Annotated in this window: 17 protein-coding genes; 8 read left to right on the top strand and 9 right to left on the bottom strand. The window is 70.0% G+C overall.

Going from position 1 to position 19973, the window contains the following annotated elements:
- Both JOF40_RS04085 and JOF40_RS04080 read right to left on the bottom strand, forming a co-directional pair.
- A complete protein-coding gene (locus JOF40_RS04085) occupies nt 1–675 on the bottom strand; it encodes a TetR/AcrR family transcriptional regulator (RefSeq protein WP_246152724.1) in 675 nt (224 codons plus the stop codon).
- 23 nt (nt 676–698) lie between these two features.
- Nucleotides 699–1124, bottom strand: coding sequence for a hypothetical protein (locus JOF40_RS04080; RefSeq protein ID WP_209674370.1), 426 nt, complete (start codon nt 1122–1124; stop codon nt 699–701).
- Nucleotides 1125–1395: 271 nt separating this feature from the next.
- Here JOF40_RS04080 and JOF40_RS04075 point away from each other — a divergent pair, with 271 nt between their 5' ends.
- Entirely contained in the window at nt 1396–1764 is a 369-nt protein-coding gene (locus JOF40_RS04075; RefSeq protein ID WP_129180353.1) for a YciI family protein, read from the top strand.
- Between the two features lie 59 nt (nt 1765–1823).
- Here the strand turns inward: JOF40_RS04075 and JOF40_RS04070 are convergent, their stop codons facing one another.
- The 3 genes from JOF40_RS04070 to JOF40_RS04060 form a co-directional block, all read right to left on the bottom strand.
- Nucleotides 1824–3005 carry a winged helix DNA-binding domain-containing protein gene (locus JOF40_RS04070; protein ID WP_129180351.1) on the bottom strand — a complete coding sequence of 394 codons (1182 nt, stop codon included), beginning with the start codon at nt 3003–3005 and terminating at the stop codon, nt 1824–1826.
- Nucleotides 3006–3096: 91 nt separating this feature from the next.
- Nucleotides 3097–6945 (bottom strand): HtaA domain-containing protein, encoded by a 3849-nt coding sequence (locus tag JOF40_RS04065; RefSeq protein ID WP_129180349.1) that lies wholly within the window; start codon nt 6943–6945, stop codon nt 3097–3099.
- A gap of 70 nt (nt 6946–7015) precedes the next feature.
- On the bottom strand, nt 7016–7489 hold the full coding sequence (locus JOF40_RS04060; RefSeq protein WP_129180347.1) for a neocarzinostatin apoprotein domain-containing protein: 474 nt from the start codon (nt 7487–7489) through the stop codon (nt 7016–7018).
- A gap of 177 nt (nt 7490–7666) precedes the next feature.
- On the opposite strand from JOF40_RS04060, the gene JOF40_RS04055 reads away from it, so the two are divergent.
- Nucleotides 7667–8233 carry a TetR/AcrR family transcriptional regulator gene (locus JOF40_RS04055; protein WP_188111668.1) on the top strand — a complete coding sequence of 189 codons (567 nt, stop codon included), beginning with the start codon at nt 7667–7669 and terminating at the stop codon, nt 8231–8233.
- 36 nt (nt 8234–8269) lie between these two features.
- Nucleotides 8270–10534, top strand: a complete 2265-nt coding sequence (locus tag JOF40_RS04050; protein ID WP_129180343.1) for an MMPL family transporter — start codon at nt 8270–8272, stop codon at nt 10532–10534.
- A 62-nt stretch (nt 10535–10596) separates the two neighbouring features.
- Here the strand turns inward: JOF40_RS04050 and JOF40_RS04045 are convergent, their stop codons facing one another.
- Both JOF40_RS04045 and JOF40_RS04040 read right to left on the bottom strand, forming a co-directional pair.
- Nucleotides 10597–11094: a hypothetical protein gene (locus tag JOF40_RS04045; protein ID WP_129180341.1), complete on the bottom strand. Its 498-nt coding sequence runs from the start codon at nt 11092–11094 to the stop codon at nt 10597–10599.
- Nucleotides 11091–11726, bottom strand: a complete 636-nt coding sequence (locus JOF40_RS04040) for a hypothetical protein (RefSeq protein WP_129180339.1) — start codon at nt 11724–11726, stop codon at nt 11091–11093. The genes JOF40_RS04045 and JOF40_RS04040 overlap by 4 nt, the downstream gene beginning before the upstream one ends.
- Before the next feature lie 151 nt (nt 11727–11877).
- Between JOF40_RS04040 and dnaK the strand changes: the two genes are divergently transcribed.
- The 5 genes from dnaK to JOF40_RS04015 all read left to right on the top strand — a co-directional run bounded on the left by dnaK (nt 11878) and on the right by JOF40_RS04015 (nt 17256).
- The gene (dnaK, locus tag JOF40_RS04035; protein WP_129180337.1) at nt 11878–13725 is read left to right on the top strand and encodes a molecular chaperone DnaK; all 1848 of its coding nucleotides are present in this window, start codon (nt 11878–11880) and stop codon (nt 13723–13725) included.
- Nucleotides 13722–14321, top strand: a complete 600-nt coding sequence (gene grpE, locus JOF40_RS04030) for a nucleotide exchange factor GrpE (protein ID WP_129180335.1) — start codon at nt 13722–13724, stop codon at nt 14319–14321. Before dnaK ends, grpE begins: the two co-directional genes overlap by 4 nt.
- A 14-nt stretch (nt 14322–14335) precedes the next feature.
- Entirely contained in the window at nt 14336–15466 is a 1131-nt protein-coding gene (dnaJ, locus tag JOF40_RS04025) for a molecular chaperone DnaJ (RefSeq protein ID WP_129180332.1), read from the top strand.
- Nucleotides 15463–15882, top strand: coding sequence for a heat shock protein transcriptional repressor HspR (locus tag JOF40_RS04020; protein ID WP_129180330.1), 420 nt, complete (start codon nt 15463–15465; stop codon nt 15880–15882). Before dnaJ ends, JOF40_RS04020 begins: the two co-directional genes overlap by 4 nt.
- 78 nt (nt 15883–15960) lie before the next feature.
- A complete protein-coding gene (locus tag JOF40_RS04015) occupies nt 15961–17256 on the top strand; it encodes an ATP-binding protein (protein WP_209674368.1) in 1296 nt (431 codons plus the stop codon).
- Between the two features lie 18 nt (nt 17257–17274).
- Here JOF40_RS04015 and JOF40_RS04010 read toward each other — a convergent pair whose 3' ends face one another.
- Together JOF40_RS04010 and JOF40_RS20165 are read right to left on the bottom strand one after the other, a co-directional pair.
- Nucleotides 17275–18636 (bottom strand): HAD family hydrolase, encoded by a 1362-nt coding sequence (locus tag JOF40_RS04010; protein WP_129180326.1) that lies wholly within the window; start codon nt 18634–18636, stop codon nt 17275–17277.
- Complete coding sequence (locus tag JOF40_RS20165; protein ID WP_209674366.1) at nt 18636–19856, bottom strand: PucR family transcriptional regulator; 1221 nt, start codon at nt 19854–19856, stop codon at nt 18636–18638. Before JOF40_RS20165 ends, JOF40_RS04010 begins: the two co-directional genes overlap by 1 nt.
- Nucleotides 19857–19973 lie beyond the last annotated feature (117 nt).

The following is a 19973-nucleotide window of genomic DNA, read 5'->3' as shown; positions in this document are numbered from 1 at the left end:
TCAGGGCTTGATCGTGCGGATCAGGCCGACGACGTCGTCGACGAGCCCGCGCACACCCGGGATGCGGGTCAGGCGCAGGGCCCGGTCGATGACGGGCACGGCCTGGACGACGAGCGTGCGGGTGCGCTGCTGACCGGGGCTGGTGTCGTGCACCCAGAACAGCACGACACCCATCTGGACGAGCCACAGCAGCTCGGGCAGCTCGGCCCGCAGGGCCTTGGCGAGCTTGATGTCGGAGCCGTCGATGACCTGGCGGTGCAGGTCGATCGCGGCGAGCCGCGTGGCCTCGGAGTCGGCGCTGAAGGGTGACAGCGGGCTGGTGGGCTCGGCGGCGTTCTTGAAGAACTTGCCCGCGAACTCGTGGTACGGCTCAGCCACGTCGACCCACGCCAGCAGCACTCCGGTGAGCCGGTCGGAGAACGTCGTCGCGGTGGCGAGGGTCTGCGCGGCCTTCTCGGCGTGCTCGGCGTTGATGCCGTCGTAGTACGCCTGGATCAGGTGTTCCTTGGACGAGAAGTAGTAGTAGGCGTTGCCGATCGACACCCCCGCCTCGTCGGCGATGGCCCGCATCGTGGCCTTGTCGTAGCCCTTCGTGCGGAACAGCTGCATCGCCGCGTCGATGATCGACTGCCGGGTCTGCTCGGCCTTGGCCGATCGCTGCGGGGTGTCGTTCACGCTGATCAATCTAGCCGGGCCGTTCATCGCTGGGGCTGCGCCACCTGCTGGTTCCACTCCTGCCGGCGGGCCCAGTCGGCCGCCTGACGGGCGCGGTCGGCGTCGGCGAGCCCCTTGCGACGCATCGACGAGAAGACCATGACGTTGACGAAGTGGATCGCGCCCAGCACCAGCATCACGACGCCGATCTTGACGCTGAGCGCCTCGATCAGGCCGGTGAGGTCGTCGACGTCGCTGCCGCCGCGCAGGTAGAGCATCACGAAGCCCAGGTTGATCAGGTAGAAGCCGACGACGAGCAGCCGGTTGACGGCGTCGGCGAGACCGTCCTCGCCGTGGAAGACGTCGCTGAGGAAGACCCGGCCGTTGCGGGACAGCGTGGTCGCCACCCAAACCGTGATCGGCACGGCGGTGAGCAGGTAGGCGAGGTAGGTCGCGGCGGTGTAGTTCATGATCGCTCCATTCTTGAACGTGTTCAATTATTGGTGTGAGCATAGAACAGAAACTGAACATGTTCAACTCCTGACTCGTCGTCAGAGCGGCACGATCTGTCGAGACATGTGTCCAATTCGGTGGACCTGGGACCACGAAGAGGTGGAGGGTGACCATGTAGGGAGCCGCCAACGATCAGGAGACGCCATGCGACCACTCAGTCACGCCGAGTCATGTGCTTGCCAGCTGCCCGCTTCGCGGACGCCGTCCATCGGTCTGGGGGGCTGAGGCGTGCGCTTCCTGGTGCTGATCCACGAGGACGCTGACGCGCCGGATGCGGGCCCGCCGCCGGAGTCGCTGATCGAGGCGATCGGGACGTTCCGTGACGACACGACCCTCGGACGCTTGCTGGATGACGGCGGCCTGATGCCGCCGGCCGACGCCCTTCGGCTGCGTACCTCGAACGGACGCTCGAGCGTCCTCGACGAGCCCTGCGCCGAGGCGAAGGAGGTCATCGGCGGTTTCTTCATCGTCGAGTCGTCGTCACCAGACGACGTGTCGAGGTGGGCGCACGAGTTCGTCGACCTGCACAGCACGCATTGGCCGCAGGCCTCGTTCGCGGCCGAGGTGCGGCAGATCGCCGATCCGCCGGTCGCGTGACGGGGCACCGGATCGCCGAGTAGGGGCGAAGCAGCTCCTCCGCGCTGTGGGACGGATCGTCAGCGACCCAGCAGCTCGACCTCGAGCGGGCACGGGCGGCGTCCGCGGGCCGTGAGCCGCACGTCGCCGATCTGCTGTGAGAGCGCCGCGGCCTGCTGCTCGAGCACCGCGGTGGCCTCGGTGCCGATGTCGTCGAACAGGCGCATCGCGATCTCGCCGGACGGCAGGTGCGCCCAGCCGCCGACGACGCGTCCGTCGCACCAGAGCGTCGGCCCGGCGTTGCCGGTGGTGTCGAAGAGCCGGGCCGCGTGGTCGCCGAGGTACCAGTCGCGCTGCTTCCAGCCCATCGTCGTCGGGTCGAGTGCCGGCAGGAGGGCGACCCACGGCTCGACGGTCGGGGTGGGCTCGAGGTCGCCCGGCAGCGCCCATCCGGTGCCGTCGCAGGCCTCGACCTCGACGGCACCGGCGGCAGCCAGGGCGCGCCGGGTGCGGGTCTTGGTCCACTTGGTCCACCACGTCAGGTCGGCCTCGGGGGCCGGGCCGAACCGAGCCAGCCAACGCCGGGCGAGCGCCGCCTCGGCCTCGAGGGGATCGACCGCGACGGCCGCCTGCGGTGACCATTCGGCGAGGGTCGACCACCGGAACTGCGTCGACGTCCATGAGCCCTTGGGGCGGCCGCGGACGACCCGGCCCTCGGCAGCGAGCAGCGTCAGCAGACGGCTGGCGATGCGCACCGTCGTCTCGTGCCTGGTGCCCGCCGCGATGACGACAGCCGTGGCCAGCCGCGGGTCGGCAGCGACGAGATCGGCCGGAGTGGCCTCGCCGAGCCCGTGCACGACGTCGACCGCGATCTGCTCGACCTCGGGCAGCCACCTGACCGGATCGTCGATGCCGCCCTCGGCGAGCAGGGCGACGAGCTTGCGGCGCTCCTCGCGCGCCACGTCGTCAGCGGCCCCGGCCAGCAGCATCGGGACGTCGTCGGCGGGTGCGGCGAACACCGTGCGGCGCATCGCCATGACGCGCACCAGCGAGCGGTCGTCGTAGAGGGCCCGCTCGACATCGGCGACAGCCAGACCCGTGCTGCGGACCCACGCCGAGACGAACGTGGAGCCGGGGTCGGTGCCGTGCAGCGCGACGACGGAGGCAGCCGCCGCGACGACGTCGCCATCACGGGTGCCGGGAGCCAAGCGGTGTCGGACGCCGAGCCGTCGTCGCCGCTCCTCGTCGTCGAACCGTCGCATCTGGCGAGAGTAGCGGCGACCCCGGACAGCCGTGCCCGGGCCGACGGACGTCCTGTGTGGACGTCGTCGACCCGGGCGCGAAGGGCCGCAGCTACTTCTTGACCCTGACCGTGACCGTCGTGGTCGTGGCCGGGCTCGACGTTCCCGCCGTGTACGGCGAGTAGACGGCCCTGATGCGATGGGTGCCGACCGAGAGCCCGCGCGGCAGCCGCACCCGTGCACGTCCGGCCGTCAGCGTGACAGTGGCGATGCGTCGCTTGCCGTCGAAGAAGCGCACGCGTCCGGTCGGCGTCGTGCCGTTGTCGGACGTCACCCGAACGGCCAGCAGGACGCGCTTGCGAGTCGGTGCTCCGAGCTTCTGCGCCGACTTCGACCGCGCGATGCGAGCCGTCGTCGCAGCGGCCTTGACCCTGAGCAGTGCCGGGGTGGACGTCACAGCGCCGGCCGGGTTCGAGACCCTGACCCTGAACTGCGCACTGTCGTCGGCGGCCGACGTCGCGGGTAGGGCGAGCGTCGCCGAGCGCTCGTCGGACAGGTCGACCCAGCTAGAGCCCACCTTGCGCTGCCAGATGTAGGCAAGGTCCGTCCCGCTCGCGCCGACCGAGAACTGCGCGGCACGCCGCACGCTCGCGGTGAACGACGACGGCTGCGCGACGATGACGGGTGCGACGGCAGGTGCCTGCGCCGACACGTCGAAGTCGCCGATCACGATGTCCGACGGGGCCTTGTACGGATCGGCTGCTCCGCCCGAGGAGTACCAGTACGACGAGAGACCCGTCGCCATCTGGAAGTCGACGAACTGCTGGGGCCAGGAGCCCCAGTCGGAGCCGGTGCGCACCTGCGGGGTCGACGACGCCGCGTCGACCTCGACGCCCGCGTAGTCGGGAGCGACCGTGAACCCATTGGAGTCGAGCGTGACGTCGTCGAACGTCGCGATGACGGCATCGGCCACGGGCACCAGGGGCGTCTTCTCGGTGGGGTTCTCCATCGACGCGCCGTAGCCCGAGAGGTCGCCGCGAAGCACGCCCGCGCCGTCCTCGTCGACGGTCAGCACCGGATCGGTGACCGTGAACGGCACCATGCCGCCGTAGGAGTTGACGGTCCAGGAGCCGTCCCACGCGATGCTCGCCGAGCCGTCCGCCTCGAGCCGGCCCGATCCGTCCTCGACGACGACGGTCTGCGTCGACGGCCCCGCGACGTGCGCGGCTCGTGTCGCCCAGGTGGCCAACGGCGAAGCGCTGCCGTCGACCTGCCGCACCGACACGTTGCCCTCGGTGTTCTTGTACGTCGCCTCGGTGCCGTCGGAGGTGCCGGCGGAGAAGTAGGACGATCCGCCGGCGGGCGGAGCGACCTGCAGCTCCTCCGAACCGGTCCACACCAGGTCGGCACCGGAGATGGCGCCGGCTTCTGCCTCGGCCGCCGTGACCGTCAGCTTCGCCACGGACGAGTACCGCGTGCCCAGGGGGCTGATCGCCTTGAGCCGGAACTGGCTGCCGCTCTGGGCGACATCGGTCTGGGTGACCGTCAGGCCCGTGGCGCTGACCACGAAGTTGTCGTCGGACGCCGGGATGTCGGTCCAGTAGCCGCCGGCCTTGCGCTGCCACACGGTGGACGTCGTGCCGGGGTTCGCGATCGCCTCCGCGGTGAAGCTGGCGCTGCGGTCGGGCTGGGTCGTGACGTCGACGGGCTGCACCGGGAAGAGCGGACCGTGCGTGACGGTCAGCGCCGCTTCGTCCGACGCGACCGTGCTGGCCTCGTTGCCGACCTTCGCGCGGTAGAGGCTGCCGTCGGTCGTGGGGGACGCCTCGACGGTGAGGGTCGTCGACGTGGCACCGTCGATGTCGGAGTACCGCGCCTCGCCCGTGGCCTTGCGCTGCCACTGGACCTTGCCGCCGCCGTCGCGCGCCACGGTGAACGTGACCGCCTTCGACGACTGCCCTGCCGGCAGCTCGACCGCGACGTCGTCGGGCTGCTCCGTGACGGTCGGCGCGATGCCCTCGACCGTCACGCGCTGCCAGCCGTAGCGCCCGGTGTCCGTCGCCTTGACCGGCACGTACACCGAGCCGTCCGCACCGGCGTGGATCGGTCGGTTGATGCCGAAGTAGTTGTCGGCGAAGGCCGGCACCCGGTACGACGCCAGCACGGTCCCGGCGTCGTCGACGAGCTTGAGCACCCTGCCGTCCGGATCGCCGGTGTCGGTGGTCCAGGTCAGGTCGTGCGTGGGGTCGTGCACGAGGGCGTTGCCGAGGTATGACACGCGATACGACGGGAAGCTCGGCACGGGGGTGATGGGCGTGCCCTGGGCGGGGTCGCCGGCCGTGGCGGTGCCGTCGGCGACGTCGACCCGTACCCAGTCCTCGAGGGCCTCGGCCGTGTTGTGCAGATAGACCGATCCGTCGGGGCCCGCGGTCGCCTCGGAGTAGCCGAAGTAGGTGCCGAACGACTCGGGTCCATCAGTGCCGTCGATCGTCGCGACGCGCGCGTCCGCGCCGTCGAACGTGAGGTGGAACGCGGGCCAGTAGTGCAGGACGTCGTTCGGCTCGTCGTAGTAGGCGAAGCTGTTGCCCGGGGCGATGACGTAGGAACCGTCGCCCGCCACGGCCACCGAGTGGTTGACGGTCTGGTCGGTGCCGGTGCCGCTCAGAGGGCTGGTGCTGGGCTCGTTGACGGCTGCGTGCTCGCCGGTCGTCGGCAGGCTGAACGTCGACGTCGCGACCTTCCACCCGGAGCCGTCGCGGGTGAAGCGGTAGAGGTCGTCGGTCGTGACGACGTCGGGCCTCGAGTCGATGCCGGTCGACACCAGGAGCTCGCCCTTGACGGCGTTCCAGACCAGCGGCCCCACCGGAACGGCACCGTGGCCGGCGACGGGCTCGCGCAGCTGGCCGACGACTCCGCTCTCGAACGTGCCGGAGGGGCGATCGAAGATCAGGCTCCGCACCGTCGTCTGCTCGCCGCCGGAGACGAAGAAGAGGGTGTCGGTCTTGGGGTCGATGGCCGATCGGACGTACTGCGGCGAGCCGTCGGGATAGGTGTAGGTGAACGGGGTGCCGATGGGCTCCATCGTGGCTGCGTCGATCGCCGTGACGACGAGCCGGTCGTCGGTCGCGGGCGTGACCTCGTAGCTGAACAGGGTCTTGCCGTCGCCGGACGACTCGAGGGCGCGCGCGGCACCCGCCGTCCAGTAGTCCTTCGAGGTCGACTCCCAGATCGGTCCGCGCTCGATGACGGGCTGCCCCGGCTGGTCGAACACCTCGGTGAGGTCAGGCGCGCCGCCCGGACCCGTGTAGTCGATCGTCACGGGGTCGATCGTGGTGCCCTCGCCGTAGATGGCGGCACCGGCACCGGCCACGGTGGGCAGTGCGGCCCACGTCGTGCGCGGCGGGCCGAAGGTGTGCGTGCCGCCCGTGATGTCGAGCTTGGCCAGCACGACGTCCTCGTCGACGTGCAGCTCGCCCCCCGGGTCGCTGCGGTCGTAGCCCGTGTGGGTGCCGCGGATGACCTGCTCGGTGGGGCTGATCGTCACCGAGAGGTCGGAGTACTGGGTGTCGAGGGCGTACTTGCCGGGCGTGATCTGTCCCAGCCAGCTCTGGAAGTGCACGTAGCCGGCGAGGTCGAGCGTCGTCGTGCGGGTCTCGGGGTCGTACGAACCCGACTCGATCGGGAAGCTGAACGCCTCGGCCCAGCTGCGGTTGCCCTCGACGACGACGTTGGTGGTGCTGGCCCCGTCACCCGTGTGCGACCCGTCGGCGCCGATGTACTTGCGCCACGACTCCTTGACGCCCCAGGTCACCGATCCCTGCGTGATGTCGTCGGTGCTGGGTGCCGCGTCGGCGGCGGTGGCGGGTGCGGTGGTGTTGACGAGGCCCAGTGTCGTCAGCACCAGCGTGAGGGCGACGACCAGCGAGGAGGTCGTGCGCAGTCGCGCGGGGGTGGGGGTCATGGCGTTCCTTGCGGGAGGTGAGGCGGGACGAGAGCCGGCCCCGCCGAGGTGGCGGGGCCGGGCGGGTCGATCAGGAGAAGGAGATGTTCTGGCGCGCGACGATCGTCGAGCTGCTGCCGTTGTGATCGGTGATGACGATCTCGCACTGGTCGAGGTTCGACGCGCCCTTGCACGTGAACGACGACGGCTGGCCGGCACCCACGACGGGGATGCTGGCGTGCGCGTTGGTGTTGGTCTTGCTGGCGACCACCGCGATGCTCAGGTTGCCGCTGGCGTCGGTCGTGGCGTCGACGCCACTGGCGCACGCGGGGATGCCGAAGATGCCGTAGGTCTTCTTCGAGCAGACGCCGACCTTGTACGAGCCGTTGGCGACGTAGCCGCTGCCGGACACCGTGACGCTCGAGCCGCTGACGATGGCGGTGCTGGGGCTGACCGAGACGGTCGCGGCGAAGGCGGCCTGGGGGGCCAGCGCGACGACGGCCGCGGCACCGGCGGCCAGGGCGAGACGGGTCGAGGTGCGGCGGGACGGGCTGAGGACAGACATGAGTCTCCTAGGTGAGGTTAGGCTTGCCTAATGGCAGGACGAACCTAGGGCACAGGCTGTCGTCGTGACAAGGGTCGTGTGACGCACCTCATCGCTCCTCGGTTGGTGAACCTGCCGTGGCCTGCCTATCATCGAAACGAAACTGTTTCGTACCGATGGGACATGCACGTGGCGCGGATGACCGACGAACGACTGGGCGAGCTCTACACCGGCACCCTGGGGCTCGTGGTCGAGCACGGCTACGAGAAGCTCACGATGGACCAGATCGCCGAGGCGACGCGGTCGAGCAAGGCGACGCTCTACCGGCAGTGGGGCGGCAAGTCCGGCCTCGTCGTCGAAGCACTGGCCTGCGGGATCGACTCGACGCCCGAGCCGCCCGACACCGGCTCGCTGAGGGGCGATCTGCTCGCCATGGTCGACCAGGGCGACACCGAGAGCCGCCAGTACGACGCCGACCTCATCGCAGCGATCATGCACGCCGTGCGGCACGACGCCGAGCTGGCAGAGGCCGTGCGGTCGAAGATCCTCGACCCTGCACGCGCCGACATCCGCGCCGTCGTCGACCGTGCGGTGCAGCGCGGCGAGGTTGCCGCCGACTGCCCCGGCCTCGAGTTCGTCGACTACGTCTTCATCGCACCGATCGTCCTGCACCACCTGCTGGAGGGCGACGAGCCCTCTGGCGACTTCCTGCGCCGCTACGTCGAGGGCGCGCTGCTGCCCGCGCTCGGCATCCGCCCCAACTGACTCATACCCCCACCACTTCTCGAGGGAGAACAACTCATGGCCTGGTACCTCTACCGCCTCGGACGCTGGTCGTTCCGCCACCGCTGGACCGTCCTGTCGTTCTGGATCGGCCTGCTGCTGCTGGTCGGCGTCGGGGCCGGCACGCTGTCGGGCAAGACGTCCGACGAGTTCAGCGTGCCCGGCATCGAGTCGTCGCAGGCCTTCGACCTGATCAAGGAGCGCACGCCCGACGCGGCCCCCGACGGAGCGCAGGCGCAGATCGTCTTCCAGGCCCCGAAGGGTCAGCAGCTCTCGGCACCGACGTACCAGACGGCGATCGACGAGAGCCTCGGCTCGATCGACTCCAAGAACGTCGTCGCGCCGGTTGACGCCGCCTCGCTGACGCTGTCGAAGGACGGCCGCACGGGCTTCACCTCCGTGGCCTACGCGAAGCAGTCGGTCGAGCTGACCGACGCCGACCGCAGCGCTCTGGAGAAGGCACCCGACGCTGCCGAGGACGCAGGGCTCACCGTCGCCATCGGCGGTGACGCGCTGCAGGAGGTGCCGCACGGCGGTGCCGCCGAGGCGATCGGCATCGGCATCGCGGTCATCGTCCTGCTCATCACGTTCGGCTCGCTGCTGGTGGCGGGCATGCCGCTGCTGACCGCGATCATCGGCGTCGGCATCGGCGTCGCGTCGATCACGACCCTCACGGGCTTCGTCGACCTCGGCTCGACCACGCCCATCCTGGCCACGATGCTGGGGCTCGCGGTCGGCATCGACTACGCGCTGTTCATCGTGTCGCGCTACCGCCACGAGATCCATGTCGGTCGCGACCGGGAGGAGGCGGCCGGACGGGCCGTCGGAACCGCCGGATCGGCCGTCGTGTTCGCGGGCCTGACCGTCATCATCGCGCTGGCCGGTCTGTCGGTCGTCAACATCTCGTTCCTCACCGAGATGGGGCTCGCCGCCGCGGGCACCGTCGCCGTCGCCGTCCTCATCGCCCTGACGCTGCTGCCGGCCCTGTTCGGGTTCGCCGGCAGCAAGATCGGCTGGGGCAAGCTGCCGTTCATCGCGGCGCGCGACCCCGAGGACCAGTCGGGTCGCCGTACCAACGGACGTCGCTGGGCCGACTTCGTCACCAAGAACAAGCTCGTGACGTTCGTCGGTGGCCTGGTGGTGGCCGGCGTCATCGCGATCCCCGTCGCGTCGATGCAGCTCGCGCTGCCCGACAACGGCACTGCCGCCGAGGGCAGCGGCCCCCGCGTCGCCTACGACCTGATCTCCGACAACTTCGGTGCCGGCACCAACGGCCCGCTGCTGGTCGTCGTCGACACGAAGGGTGCCGACGACCCGGCCGCAGCGGTCGAGGAGACCGTCACCCGCGTCGAGGGCATCAAGAAGGACGTCGCCGCGGTGGTCTCGCCGGCCCCCGACCCGGCCGACGCCGCGGCCACGCAGACGTACCTCGACGGCCTGACGTCGTCGGGCTACGCGATCGTCAACGTCATCCCCAAGAGCGGGCCGTCCGACGCGGACACCCAGCAGCTCGTCGACGACATCCGCTCGTCGGTCAGTGGCGTCGAGTCGTCCACCGGTGCGCGGGTCCTCGTGACGGGGCAGACGGCCCTGGGCGTCGACATCTCCGAGAGCCTCGCCAAGGCCTTCCCGAAGTACCTGCTCGTCGTCGTCGGGCTGGCGTTCGTGCTGCTGACCGTCGTCTTCCGCTCGGTGCTGGTGCCGCTCAAGGCGGTCCTCGGGTTCCTGCTGTCGGTGGGTGTCTCGCTCGGTGCCACCGTCGCGGTGTTCCAGTGGGGCTGGCTCGCCAGCCTGATCGGCGTCGACACGTCCGGCCCGGTGCTGTTCATGCTGCCCCTGCTGCTGACGGGCATCCTGTTCGGCCTCGCGATGGACTACGAGGTGTTCCTCGTGTCGCGCATGCGTGAGGAGTACGTCCACGGCAGCCCGGCCGGGGAGTCGGTCGTGCTGGGCTTCCAGTACGGCGCGCGCGTCGTCACGGCGGCCGCGGCCATCATGATCGGCGTGTTCGGTGGCTTCGCCCTCGGCGACGACATCATCATCAAGTCGATCGGCTTCGGCCTCGCTGTCGGCGTGCTGGCCGACGCCTTCCTGGTGCGCATGACCATCGTGCCGGCGTTCATGGCGCTGATGGGCGATCGCATGTGGTGGATGCCGAAGTGGCTCGACCGGGCCTTGCCCAACCTCGACATCGAGGGTGAGTCGCTCGAGCGGCACCTCGGCGAGGGCGCGGACGCCGAGGGCGGCAAGCACGCGGCCAAGCCCCACGCCCACGCCGGCTGACCTCGTCTGCCTGTGTCATAGGAACCGTGGCCCCAGGGCCACGGTTCCTATGACGTTCGGGCTCAGTCCTCGGTGTACTCCGCGAGATCGCCCTGCGACTCGCGGATGTAGGTGCGCTGCATCTTGACGTCGAGCTCGGCCACCATGTGGGCGATGATCGTCGCGATGAAGTCGTTGACCTGCCCGCGCAGGTGGTCGGTGACCGCCGGCTGGACGTCGGCCAGCGCGATCGGCAGCGTGCGGTCGGAGTCGGAACGGGTGACGACGAACGCGGGGTCGTCGCCCTCGACAGTCGGCCACACCGCGACCCGCATCGACTCGGTGACGCCCTGGTGTCCGCGGGCGGTCGCCACGACACGGGTCGTGATGCAGCCCGATGCCGGCATGACGAGCCCGGGCGGCGCGACATGCGAGCCGTCGTCGTCGGTGTCGGCGGTGATGTCGGCCAGGTGGGCGATCTCGCGGCTGACCTGCCGATCGGTGGTCTCCCACAGCAGTCCGAGGATCGTCGTCGCGAGTGCCGTCTGATCCTGCTCGCGGCCGCCGAGAGCGGAGGTCACTTGGTCCACGTCCAGCTGTCGAGGACCGACTCGGCGAGGTCGTCGCGGTCGTCCTCCGACACGGTGTCGCTGAACGAGAACGTGATGACGTACGAGACGCCGTCGTGGATCGCGTTGTACTGCTCGGTCAGGTACTGCTTGCCCTGCTGCTCCTGGATCGACGAGACGTGCACGGCCTCGTCGCCGTCGACCTCGGCGCGGTCGCCCACCGTGACGTCCTTGGAGCCGCCCTTCTCGAGCTCGGCGGTCAGCGCCGGCTCCAGCTTGTCGAGATCGTCGACCGGGGCGGGGTCGAGGCGGATGACGTTGACGTTGTCGGCGAAGCCGTCGGCGTCGGTGAGGTCGGCGGCGAACGAGTCGGTCTGCTCGGTGCCGGGGATCTTCTGGGTGGGCACCTCCCAGCCGTCGGGCAGGGAGTACGAGTAGTCGGTGCCCTTGACAGTGTCGCCGCCCGCCGCGTCGTCGCTGTCGGGAGCGTCGTCGGCGTCGTCCGGGGCGTCGGAGGTGGACGAGGTGGACGAGTCGCTGTCGGGGGCGTCGTCGTCACTGCCGCCGTCGCTGCCGCCGCAGCCGGCGAGCGTGAGCGTGGGGACGATGGCCAGGGCCGCGACGCGGCGGGTCAGTGTGCGCATGCCAAGAAACTACGCGAAAAGGGGCCAAGACGCGGAATTTGGGAGCGTCGGGCAAGGTTGATAACATCGGACTCAATTCATCTGACACACGTTCTTGAGTCTCGCAGCGCGTGCAGTCCCCACAGATCACCCCACAGCAGGAGGAAACACCATGGCAAGAGCGGTCGGAATTGACCTCGGCACCACCAACTCGGTCGTCGCAGTGCTCGAGGGCGGCGAGCCCACCGTCATCGCGAACGCCGAAGGCGCTCGCACCACCCCGTCCGTCGTCGCTTTCGCCAAGGACGGCGAGGTCCTCGCCGGCGAGGTCGCCAAGCGTCAGGGCGTGACCAACGTCGATCGCACGATCCGTTCGGTCAAGCGCCATGTCGGCACCGACTGGAAGACCGACGACATCGACGGCAAGACGTTCAATCCGCAGCAGATCTCGGCCTTCATCCTGGCCAAGCTCAAGCGCGACGCCGAGGCCTACCTGGGCGAGACGGTCACCGACGCGGTCATCACGGTGCCTGCCTACTTCAACGACCACCAGCGCCAGGCCACCAAGGAGGCCGGCGAGATCGCAGGCCTCAACGTCAGCCGCATCATCAACGAGCCCACCGCGGCCGCCCTGGCCTACGGCCTCGACAAGGCCGACGACCAGACGATCCTCGTGTTCGACCTCGGCGGCGGAACGTTCGACGTGTCGCTGCTCGAGATCGGTGACGGCGTCATCGAGGTCAAGGCCACCAGCGGTGACAACCACCTCGGCGGCGACGACTGGGACCAGGCGATCGTCGACTGGGTCGTCAACCGCTTCAAGAGCAGCACGGGCGTCGACCTGACCAAGGACAAGATGGCCATGCCCCGCATCCGCGAGGCCGCCGAGCGCGCCAAGATCGAGCTCTCCAGCTCGTCCAGCACCGCGATCAACCTGCCCTACATCACGGTCCAGGACGGCAACCCCGTCTTCCTCGACGAGACGCTGACCCGCGCCGAGTTCGAGAAGATCACGTCGTCGCTGCTCGAGCGCACCAAGGCGCCGTTCAACAACGTCATCAAGGACGCGGGCATCAAGCTCTCCGACATCGACCACGTGGTCCTCGTCGGCGGATCGACCCGCATGCCCGCCGTCACCGAGGTCGTCAAGACCCTCACGGGCGGCAAGGAGCCCAACAAGGGCGTCAACCCCGACGAGGTCGTCGCGCTCGGTGCCAGCCTGCAGGCCGGTGTGCTGAAGGGCGAGGTCAAGGACGTTCTCCTGCTCGACGTCACCCCCCTGAGCCTCGGCATCGAGACCAAGGGCGGCGTCATGACCAAGCTCATCGAGCGCAACACGACGATCCCGACCAAGCGGTCCGAGGTCTTCACGACCGCCGACGACAACCAGCCGTCCGTCGCGATCCAGGTCTACCAGGGCGAGCGCGAGATGGCCTCGGGCAACCAGCTGCTGGCGACGTTCGAGCTGACCGGCCTCCCGCCGGCCCCGCGCGGCGTCCCGCAGATCGAGGTCACCTTCGACATCGACGCCAACGGCATCGTCAACGTGTCGGCCAAGGACCGCGGCACCGGCAAGGAGCAGTCGATGACGATCACCGGCGGCTCGGCGCTCAGCAAGGACGACATCGACAAGATGGTCAAGGACGCCGAGCAGTACGCCGAGGAGGACCGTCAGCGTCGCGAGCAGATCGAGACCCGCAACCAGGCCGAGTCGCTCGCGCACTCCACCGAGAAGTTCCTCGCCGAGAACGGCGACAAGGTCGGTGACGAGGTCAAGACCGAGGTGCAGGCCGATCTCGACGCCCTCAACGAGGCGCTCAAGGGCGAGGACGCCGACGCCGTACAGGCAGCGGTGACCAAGCTCGGCGAGTCGAGCTCCAAGATGGGCGAGGCGATGTACGCCGCCGCAGCTGCGGAGGCGCAGTCCGCGGGCGCTGACGCACCGGCTGGCGACGCGACCGACGATGACGACGACGTCGTCGACGCCGAGATCGTCGACGAGGACGAGGAGAAGAAGTGACCGAGCCCCGCGAGGGTTCGGCCTCCGAGGACGAGGTCGTCGAGCCGGTTCAGGACGAGACTCCTGAGCCGGCCGAGGCCCCGGCCGAGCCCTCCGCGGAGCAGCAGCTCGCCGAGCGCACGCTCGACCTGCAGCGGCTCCAGGCGGAGTACGTCAACTACAAGCGCCGCGTCGACCGCGACCGCGAGCTCGTCCGCGCCCAGGGGGAGGCTGCCGTCCTGCAGTCGCTCCTGACGGTGCTCGACGACATCGCCCGCGCCGACGAGCACGGCGAGCTGACGGGCGGCTTCAAGGCCGTCGCCGACGCGCTGCAGCAGGCGGTCGTCAAGCACAAGCTCGAGTCCTTCGGGGCCAAGGGCGACGCCTTCGACCCGTCGCTGCACGAGGCGGTGTTCCACGCGGGTGAGTCGGCTGACGTCGAGGTCACCTCGATCGACACCGTCATGCGCACGGGCTACCGCCACGGCGATCGGGTGCTCCGGCCGGCGACGGTCGGCGTGGTCGACCCGGCTTCGCCGGCCTCGCCGGTTGAGCCTGTCGAGACCTCGGAGGCCGAAACCCCGGCTGAGCCTGTCGAAACCGACGACGAGCAGTAAGGAAAGGAGGAGGGATGGCTGCGAGTGACTGGGCGACGAAGGACTTCTACAAGGTCCTCGGCGTCAAGAAGGACGCATCTCAGGACGAGATCAAGAAGGCGTACCGCAAGCTGGCACGCGACAACCACCCTGACTCCAACCCCGGCAACAAGGCTGCGGAGGAGCGCTTCAAGGGTGTCTCCGAGGCGTACGCCGTGCTCTCGTCGACCGACAAGCGCAAGGAGTACGACGAGCAGCGCAGCATGTTCGGGCAGTTCCGGGGCGGCGGGGCCCCGGGCGGGTTCCGTCCGCCCGGTGGCGGCGGCCAGCCCGACTTCGACGTCAGCGACCTCCTCGGCGGCCTCTTCGGAGGCGGCCGGGGCAGGTCGCGGCGTCCCCAGCCCCGCAAGGGTGACGACCTCGAGACCGAGGCGACGATCACCTTCCAGCAGGCCGTCGACGGCGCGACCCTGCCGCTGCGCACCACGAGCGACGAGGCCTGTGCGACGTGCCACGGCACGGGTGCCAAGCCGGGCACCACTCCCAAGGTGTGCTCGAAGTGCCAGGGCAGCGGCATGCAGACGGGTGCCGCGGGCGGTCTGTTCGCGATGACCGAGCCGTGCGACCAGTGCCGCGGACGCGGACTCGTCGTCGAGCACGCCTGCGAGGTGTGCCGTGGCTCCGGCCGCGCGGCATCGAGCCGCACCCTCAACGTCAAGGTGCCGGCCGGTGTCAAGGACGGCCAGCGCATCCGGCTCAAGGGCAAGGGTGGCAAGGGCGACAACGGCGGCCCCAACGGCGACATGTTCCTGCTCGTGCACGTCGAGCCGCACCCGATGTTCGGCCGCAAGGGCAACCACCTGACGATCACGGTGCCGGTGGCTTTCGACGAGGCCGCACTCGGTGCGCAGATCCAGGTACCCACGCTCGACGGCCCGCCGGTGCGCCTCAAGCTGCCCGCCGGCACGCCCAACGGACGCACGTTCCGCGCCAGCGGCAAGGGCGGCACGACGTCGACCGGCGCTCGCGGCGATCTGCTCGTCACGGTCGAGGTGCAGGTGCCGGCCGAGCTCACCGACGAGCAACGTGCGGCCGTCGAGGCGTTGCGTGACGCGCGCGGCACCACGACACCCCGCGACGAGCTGTTCGAGGAGGTCACGTCATGACGACCGGTCCCACCGGCCCTGATCCGTCCGGGGGGTTCCAGCCCCCCGGGCCCGAGGCCAAGGTCTTCGTCATCAGCGTCGCGGCCGAGCTGTCGGGCCTGCACCCCCAGACCCTGCGCACCTACGACCGTCTCGGCTTGGTCGCTCCGGGGCGCACGGGTGGCGGCGGACGGCGCTACTCCCTGCACGACATCGAGCTGCTGCGCACCGTCGCTCGCCTGACGGCCGAGGGGCTCGGGCTCGAGGGCGTCAAGCGCGTCATCGACCTCGAGAACCAGGTGTTGGCGCTGCAGGCCAAGGTCGCCGAGCTGCAGGCCGAGCTCGCCCAGACCCAGGCGCAGGCCGGACAGGTGCAGAACCTGCCGGCCCTCATCGCCGACAACCAGGTCGTCATCTGGCGCCGCATGCGCCGTTGACCGGGCGAAGGACTGCGAATCAACGACTAATCGGATGCGAACCTACGAGTTTGCTCGTGCGAAACAACGAATGATCTCGTGCGAATCGGCGAATCCGTCTACGATGGCCAGATGCGGCTGATCGAGCGTCACGTGGCTGGCTGGTGTCGCGACGTCCTCGAGCACTTCCCGGCCTTGGTCGTCGAAGGTGCGCGTCAAGTAGGCAAGAGCACGCTTGCCGCGTCTCTGGCCGACTCGCTGCCCGTGGGCGGTGCCCCGACGGTCATCCAGACCTTCGACGACGCGGCCACGCGCGACGCGGCGGCGGTCGACCCGGTCGGCTTCGTCGAGCAGGCCGGCGACGGGCTGCTCGTCATCGACGAGGTGCAGCGATACCCAGAGATCACGGTGGCGGTGAAGGCGGCCATCGATCGCGATCGCCGGCCCGCGAGATTCATCCTCACCGGCTCGGCGGACTTCCTGCGGCAGTCGGCGACGCACGACAGCCTGGCCGGCAGGGCGATCGGGGTGCGGCTGCTCGGGTTCTCCCAGGCCGAGCTGGCAGGTGAGAGGGTCGACTTCGTGGCCGACCTCCGCCATGCGCTGAGCTCTGGATCGATGCCGCGTCGCGCAGGCCCCTCACGCGACGACTACCTGGCGCGCATCGTCGCGGGCGGCTATCCGCCGGTCCAGGGTCTGAGCGATCGACTGCGGGGCGAGTGGCTCACCAGCTACCTCTCGGGCCTGTTGCGGAGAGACGCGGCAGAGCTCTTGCGGGTGGAGCCGGAGAGGCTGATGTCCCTGATTCGTCTGATCGCCGCCAATCAGGCCGGCGAGCTGGTCAAGGCGCGCCTGGCCGAGCAGGCGTCGCTGCCGGCCTCGTCGATCACGCCCTACATCGACGTGCTGCGGCGGATGTACCTGATCGACCTGGTGCCGCCCTGGACGCCGAATCTGACCTCGCGCGAAGTGGGGCGGCCGAAGGCCATCGTCACCGATGCGGGGCTCGCAGCTCGGCTCATGGGCGCGACCCGGCAGTCGTTGCTGGGCGTGCCGGCGCCGGCCGCACTGGGGTCGCTCGTCGAGGGGTTCGTCGGTGCCGAGCTGCTGGCCGCGCGCGAGTCCAGCAGCGAGGACTTCACGGTCCACCACTATCGCGATCGGACCGGCAAAGAAGTCGACTACGTCCTGGAGATGGCCGACGGTTCGGTGCTGGCGATCGAGGTCAAGAGCTCGCAGAGCAACGGTGCGCGCCAGTTCGATGGTCTTCGGTTCCTTCGGGACCGGCTGGGTGACCGCTTCGTCGGTGGCATCGTGTTGTCGATGGCCAAGGATTCGCATCGTCACGGCGACAAGCTGTGGGGACTGCCGATCTCGGCCCTCTGGACGGCCTGACGCCGCTCGGCGACGACCTCAGGCGCTGGTGGCGATCGCGGCGGCGACCACGCAGATGCCGACCGCCACCGCCGCAGCGATGACGGGCCCGGCGATTCCCGTCGCGGCGACGGCGGCTCCCACGAGGCCCAGCACGGCTGTGACGGTGCGGACGCGCCGGATGCGTGCGGCGGTGCTGCGGGCCAGCGCAAGGGCGTCGGCGACGCGGGCCGGCGAGCAGTCGTCGGCGACGATCGTGGACGCCGGCGAGTCGTCGGGGTCGGCCGCGACGGTGATGCCGAGCGATGCTCCGTCGCTCCGCGAGAGCCCGACGGTCGCCACGTGACGCCCGTCCGCCACCAGATCGCGGACGACCGACGCCGGGTCGGCGGTGACGTGCACGGCGTCGATGCCCGCGAGGCCCGCGACGTGGCGGGTGCGCTCGTCGGTGTCGTCCGAGACGAGCACCAGGTCGAGACCGAGCGACCGGAGCCGTCCGATGTCGCGGGTCAGGTCGGGGCGCACGTCGTCGGCGACCGTGATGCTGCCGAGTGTGCGACCGTCGACCTCGACGCCGACCGTCGTCCAGATGGTCGGCGTCGTCTCGATGCCGATCCACTGCGGCACACCGACGCGCACGGGATGACGATCGACCGAGCCCAGCACCCCGACGCCGTCGACGAGCTCGACCCCGGTCAGCTGCCCCCGTGCCGAGAGCGTCGCGACGGCGCGGTCGACCCGGTGGTCGGACGCCTTGGCGAGGGCCCCGGCGAACCAGCGCAGGTTGCGGTCATGATCGGGCTCGACGGGGTCGACCGAGACGACCGTCAGATCGCCCGTCGTCACCGTGCCGTCCTTGGCGAGCACGAGCGTGTCGACGACGGTCGCCGCCTCGAGCGTCTCGAGGTCGGCGATGCGCACGCCTGCCTTCTTGGCGCGCGAGGCGCCCGTCGCGAAGGCGAGAGGGACTGACAGCAATGCCGCGGCGGGCACAGCCATGACCAGCGCGAGCACGCCGACCCGGGCCGCGTCCATGGGGCCGTCGGCAACCGCCCACCACGCGGCACCTGCCGCGGCCACCGCGAGGGCGGCCGGCACGAACCACATCGGCAGCACCGGCGTACGTGGCGAGAGCCCGCAGCGCGACCGCACGACGTCAGCGCCAGCCGCCAGCACCGCCGTCGCGACGGCGGGCAGCACCTGCGTGGGTGACCGACCGTCGAGCAGTGCGATGACGGCCCACGTCGTCGCGGCCACGATCGTCAGGCTCACCAACGCGTCGGGAACGGCGAGCCACTGCTGCGGGGCTCGCACGGCCGACAGGTGCGCCCGCCACGGCAGTCCGACCGCCAGCAGGGTGGTCGCGACGAGCAGCAAAGGCTCCCAGACGGAACGCTCCATCAAGCGCTCTCCTCGTCACGGAACCGTTCGAAGTCGCTCTGGTCGCCGGCCTGCCACAGCGGGACGCTGGCCTTCAGCAGCATCGTGATCTGCACGATGAACTCGGGGTCGTGCAGATCGTCGCCGAACAGCTCGTTGATGCGCTTCCAGCGGTAGCGGACGGTCTGCGCGTGCACACCCAGGTGGGCCGCGATCGCGGGAGCACTGTCGCGGGTCTCGAGCCAGACCAGCAGCGTCTGCGAGAGGATCTCGCGCGAGTTGGGCGTCTCGGCCAGCAGCGGCTTGAGCATGTCTTGGCACATCCGCTGCCGCAGCGCCGGCTCGGCGTGCAGCCAGATCTGGGTGCGGTGCTCGCGACACTGCACCAGCGGCTGTGCGGGGATGACCCCGCGGCGCACCAGGTCGAGGGCGCGCCGTGCCCACCGGTAGGCCGACGGGATGACCGACGGTCCGACGGGCCAGCTGACCGCGACGGGCTTGCCGGCCGCCGCGAACACGTCAGTCACCTCGGAGGCGAGATCGGCGTCGGCGATGACGACGACCCGCTGGTCGTGTCGCACGACGAGGTGGGTCAGCGCGAGGCTCGCGACATCGATGATCCGCTCGTCGTCGGGCTCGGACACCACGACGACGACCCACTCCGGCGGCGTCCACACCTCGGGGTCGACGGTGTCGAGCTGATTGCGCCGCCGACCGGTCAGCAGCTGGTCTGCCAGCCGCGCCCGTGCCTGACCGCGGTCGTTGCGGATCGCGCGACGTCCGGCGGCGAAGCCCTTCTCGGCCTGTTCGATGAGGTGCTCGATGTAGCCGAAGATGCCGTCGGCGAGCTGGCCGCGGGCCTGGTCGGACAGAGGGGGCTCGACATTGGCGCGTCGCATCCTGTCCCACGTGGCGGTCGCGGCGAGGCGCAGCGCTGCGTGCATCGCGGCGAGGTCGCCGGAGTCGGAAGCCTCGGCCCGACCCATGGCCTGGAAGAGCTCGTCGACACCGCGGTCGCGGTGCGGCAGGCCGTCGAGGGTGTCGAGGAAGCGGTGGCACGCCTGCTCGACGGCGTGGGAGATGATGTCGCGGCGTCGCCCGTCTGACTGGCCGGCGTAGGCGGGGATGTCGGTCTGGATGCGCTCGGCGACGTCTGCGGCGAACGTCGGCACGAGCGGGCGGAGTGCCCGGGCGTGCTGCTCGATCGACGGCGGCTCACCCGGTGGTGTCGGTGCTGTCACGTCGGTGACGAGTGACTGGTGCCGTTGCCACGCTCCCTGATCCCCCATGAGCCCCCCTCAAGGCCGGCGGTGTGTGAGCGCATCGTACCGGTCCTGTCGTCAGGGGGAAGGGGGCGA

The sequence above is a fragment of the Aeromicrobium fastidiosum genome, assembly GCF_017876595.1.
GTDB lineage: Bacteria > Actinomycetota > Actinomycetes > Propionibacteriales > Nocardioidaceae > Aeromicrobium > Aeromicrobium fastidiosum.
The sequence above is the reverse complement of the archived record's forward strand: the minus strand, read 5'-3'. Positions and strand labels throughout refer to the sequence as shown.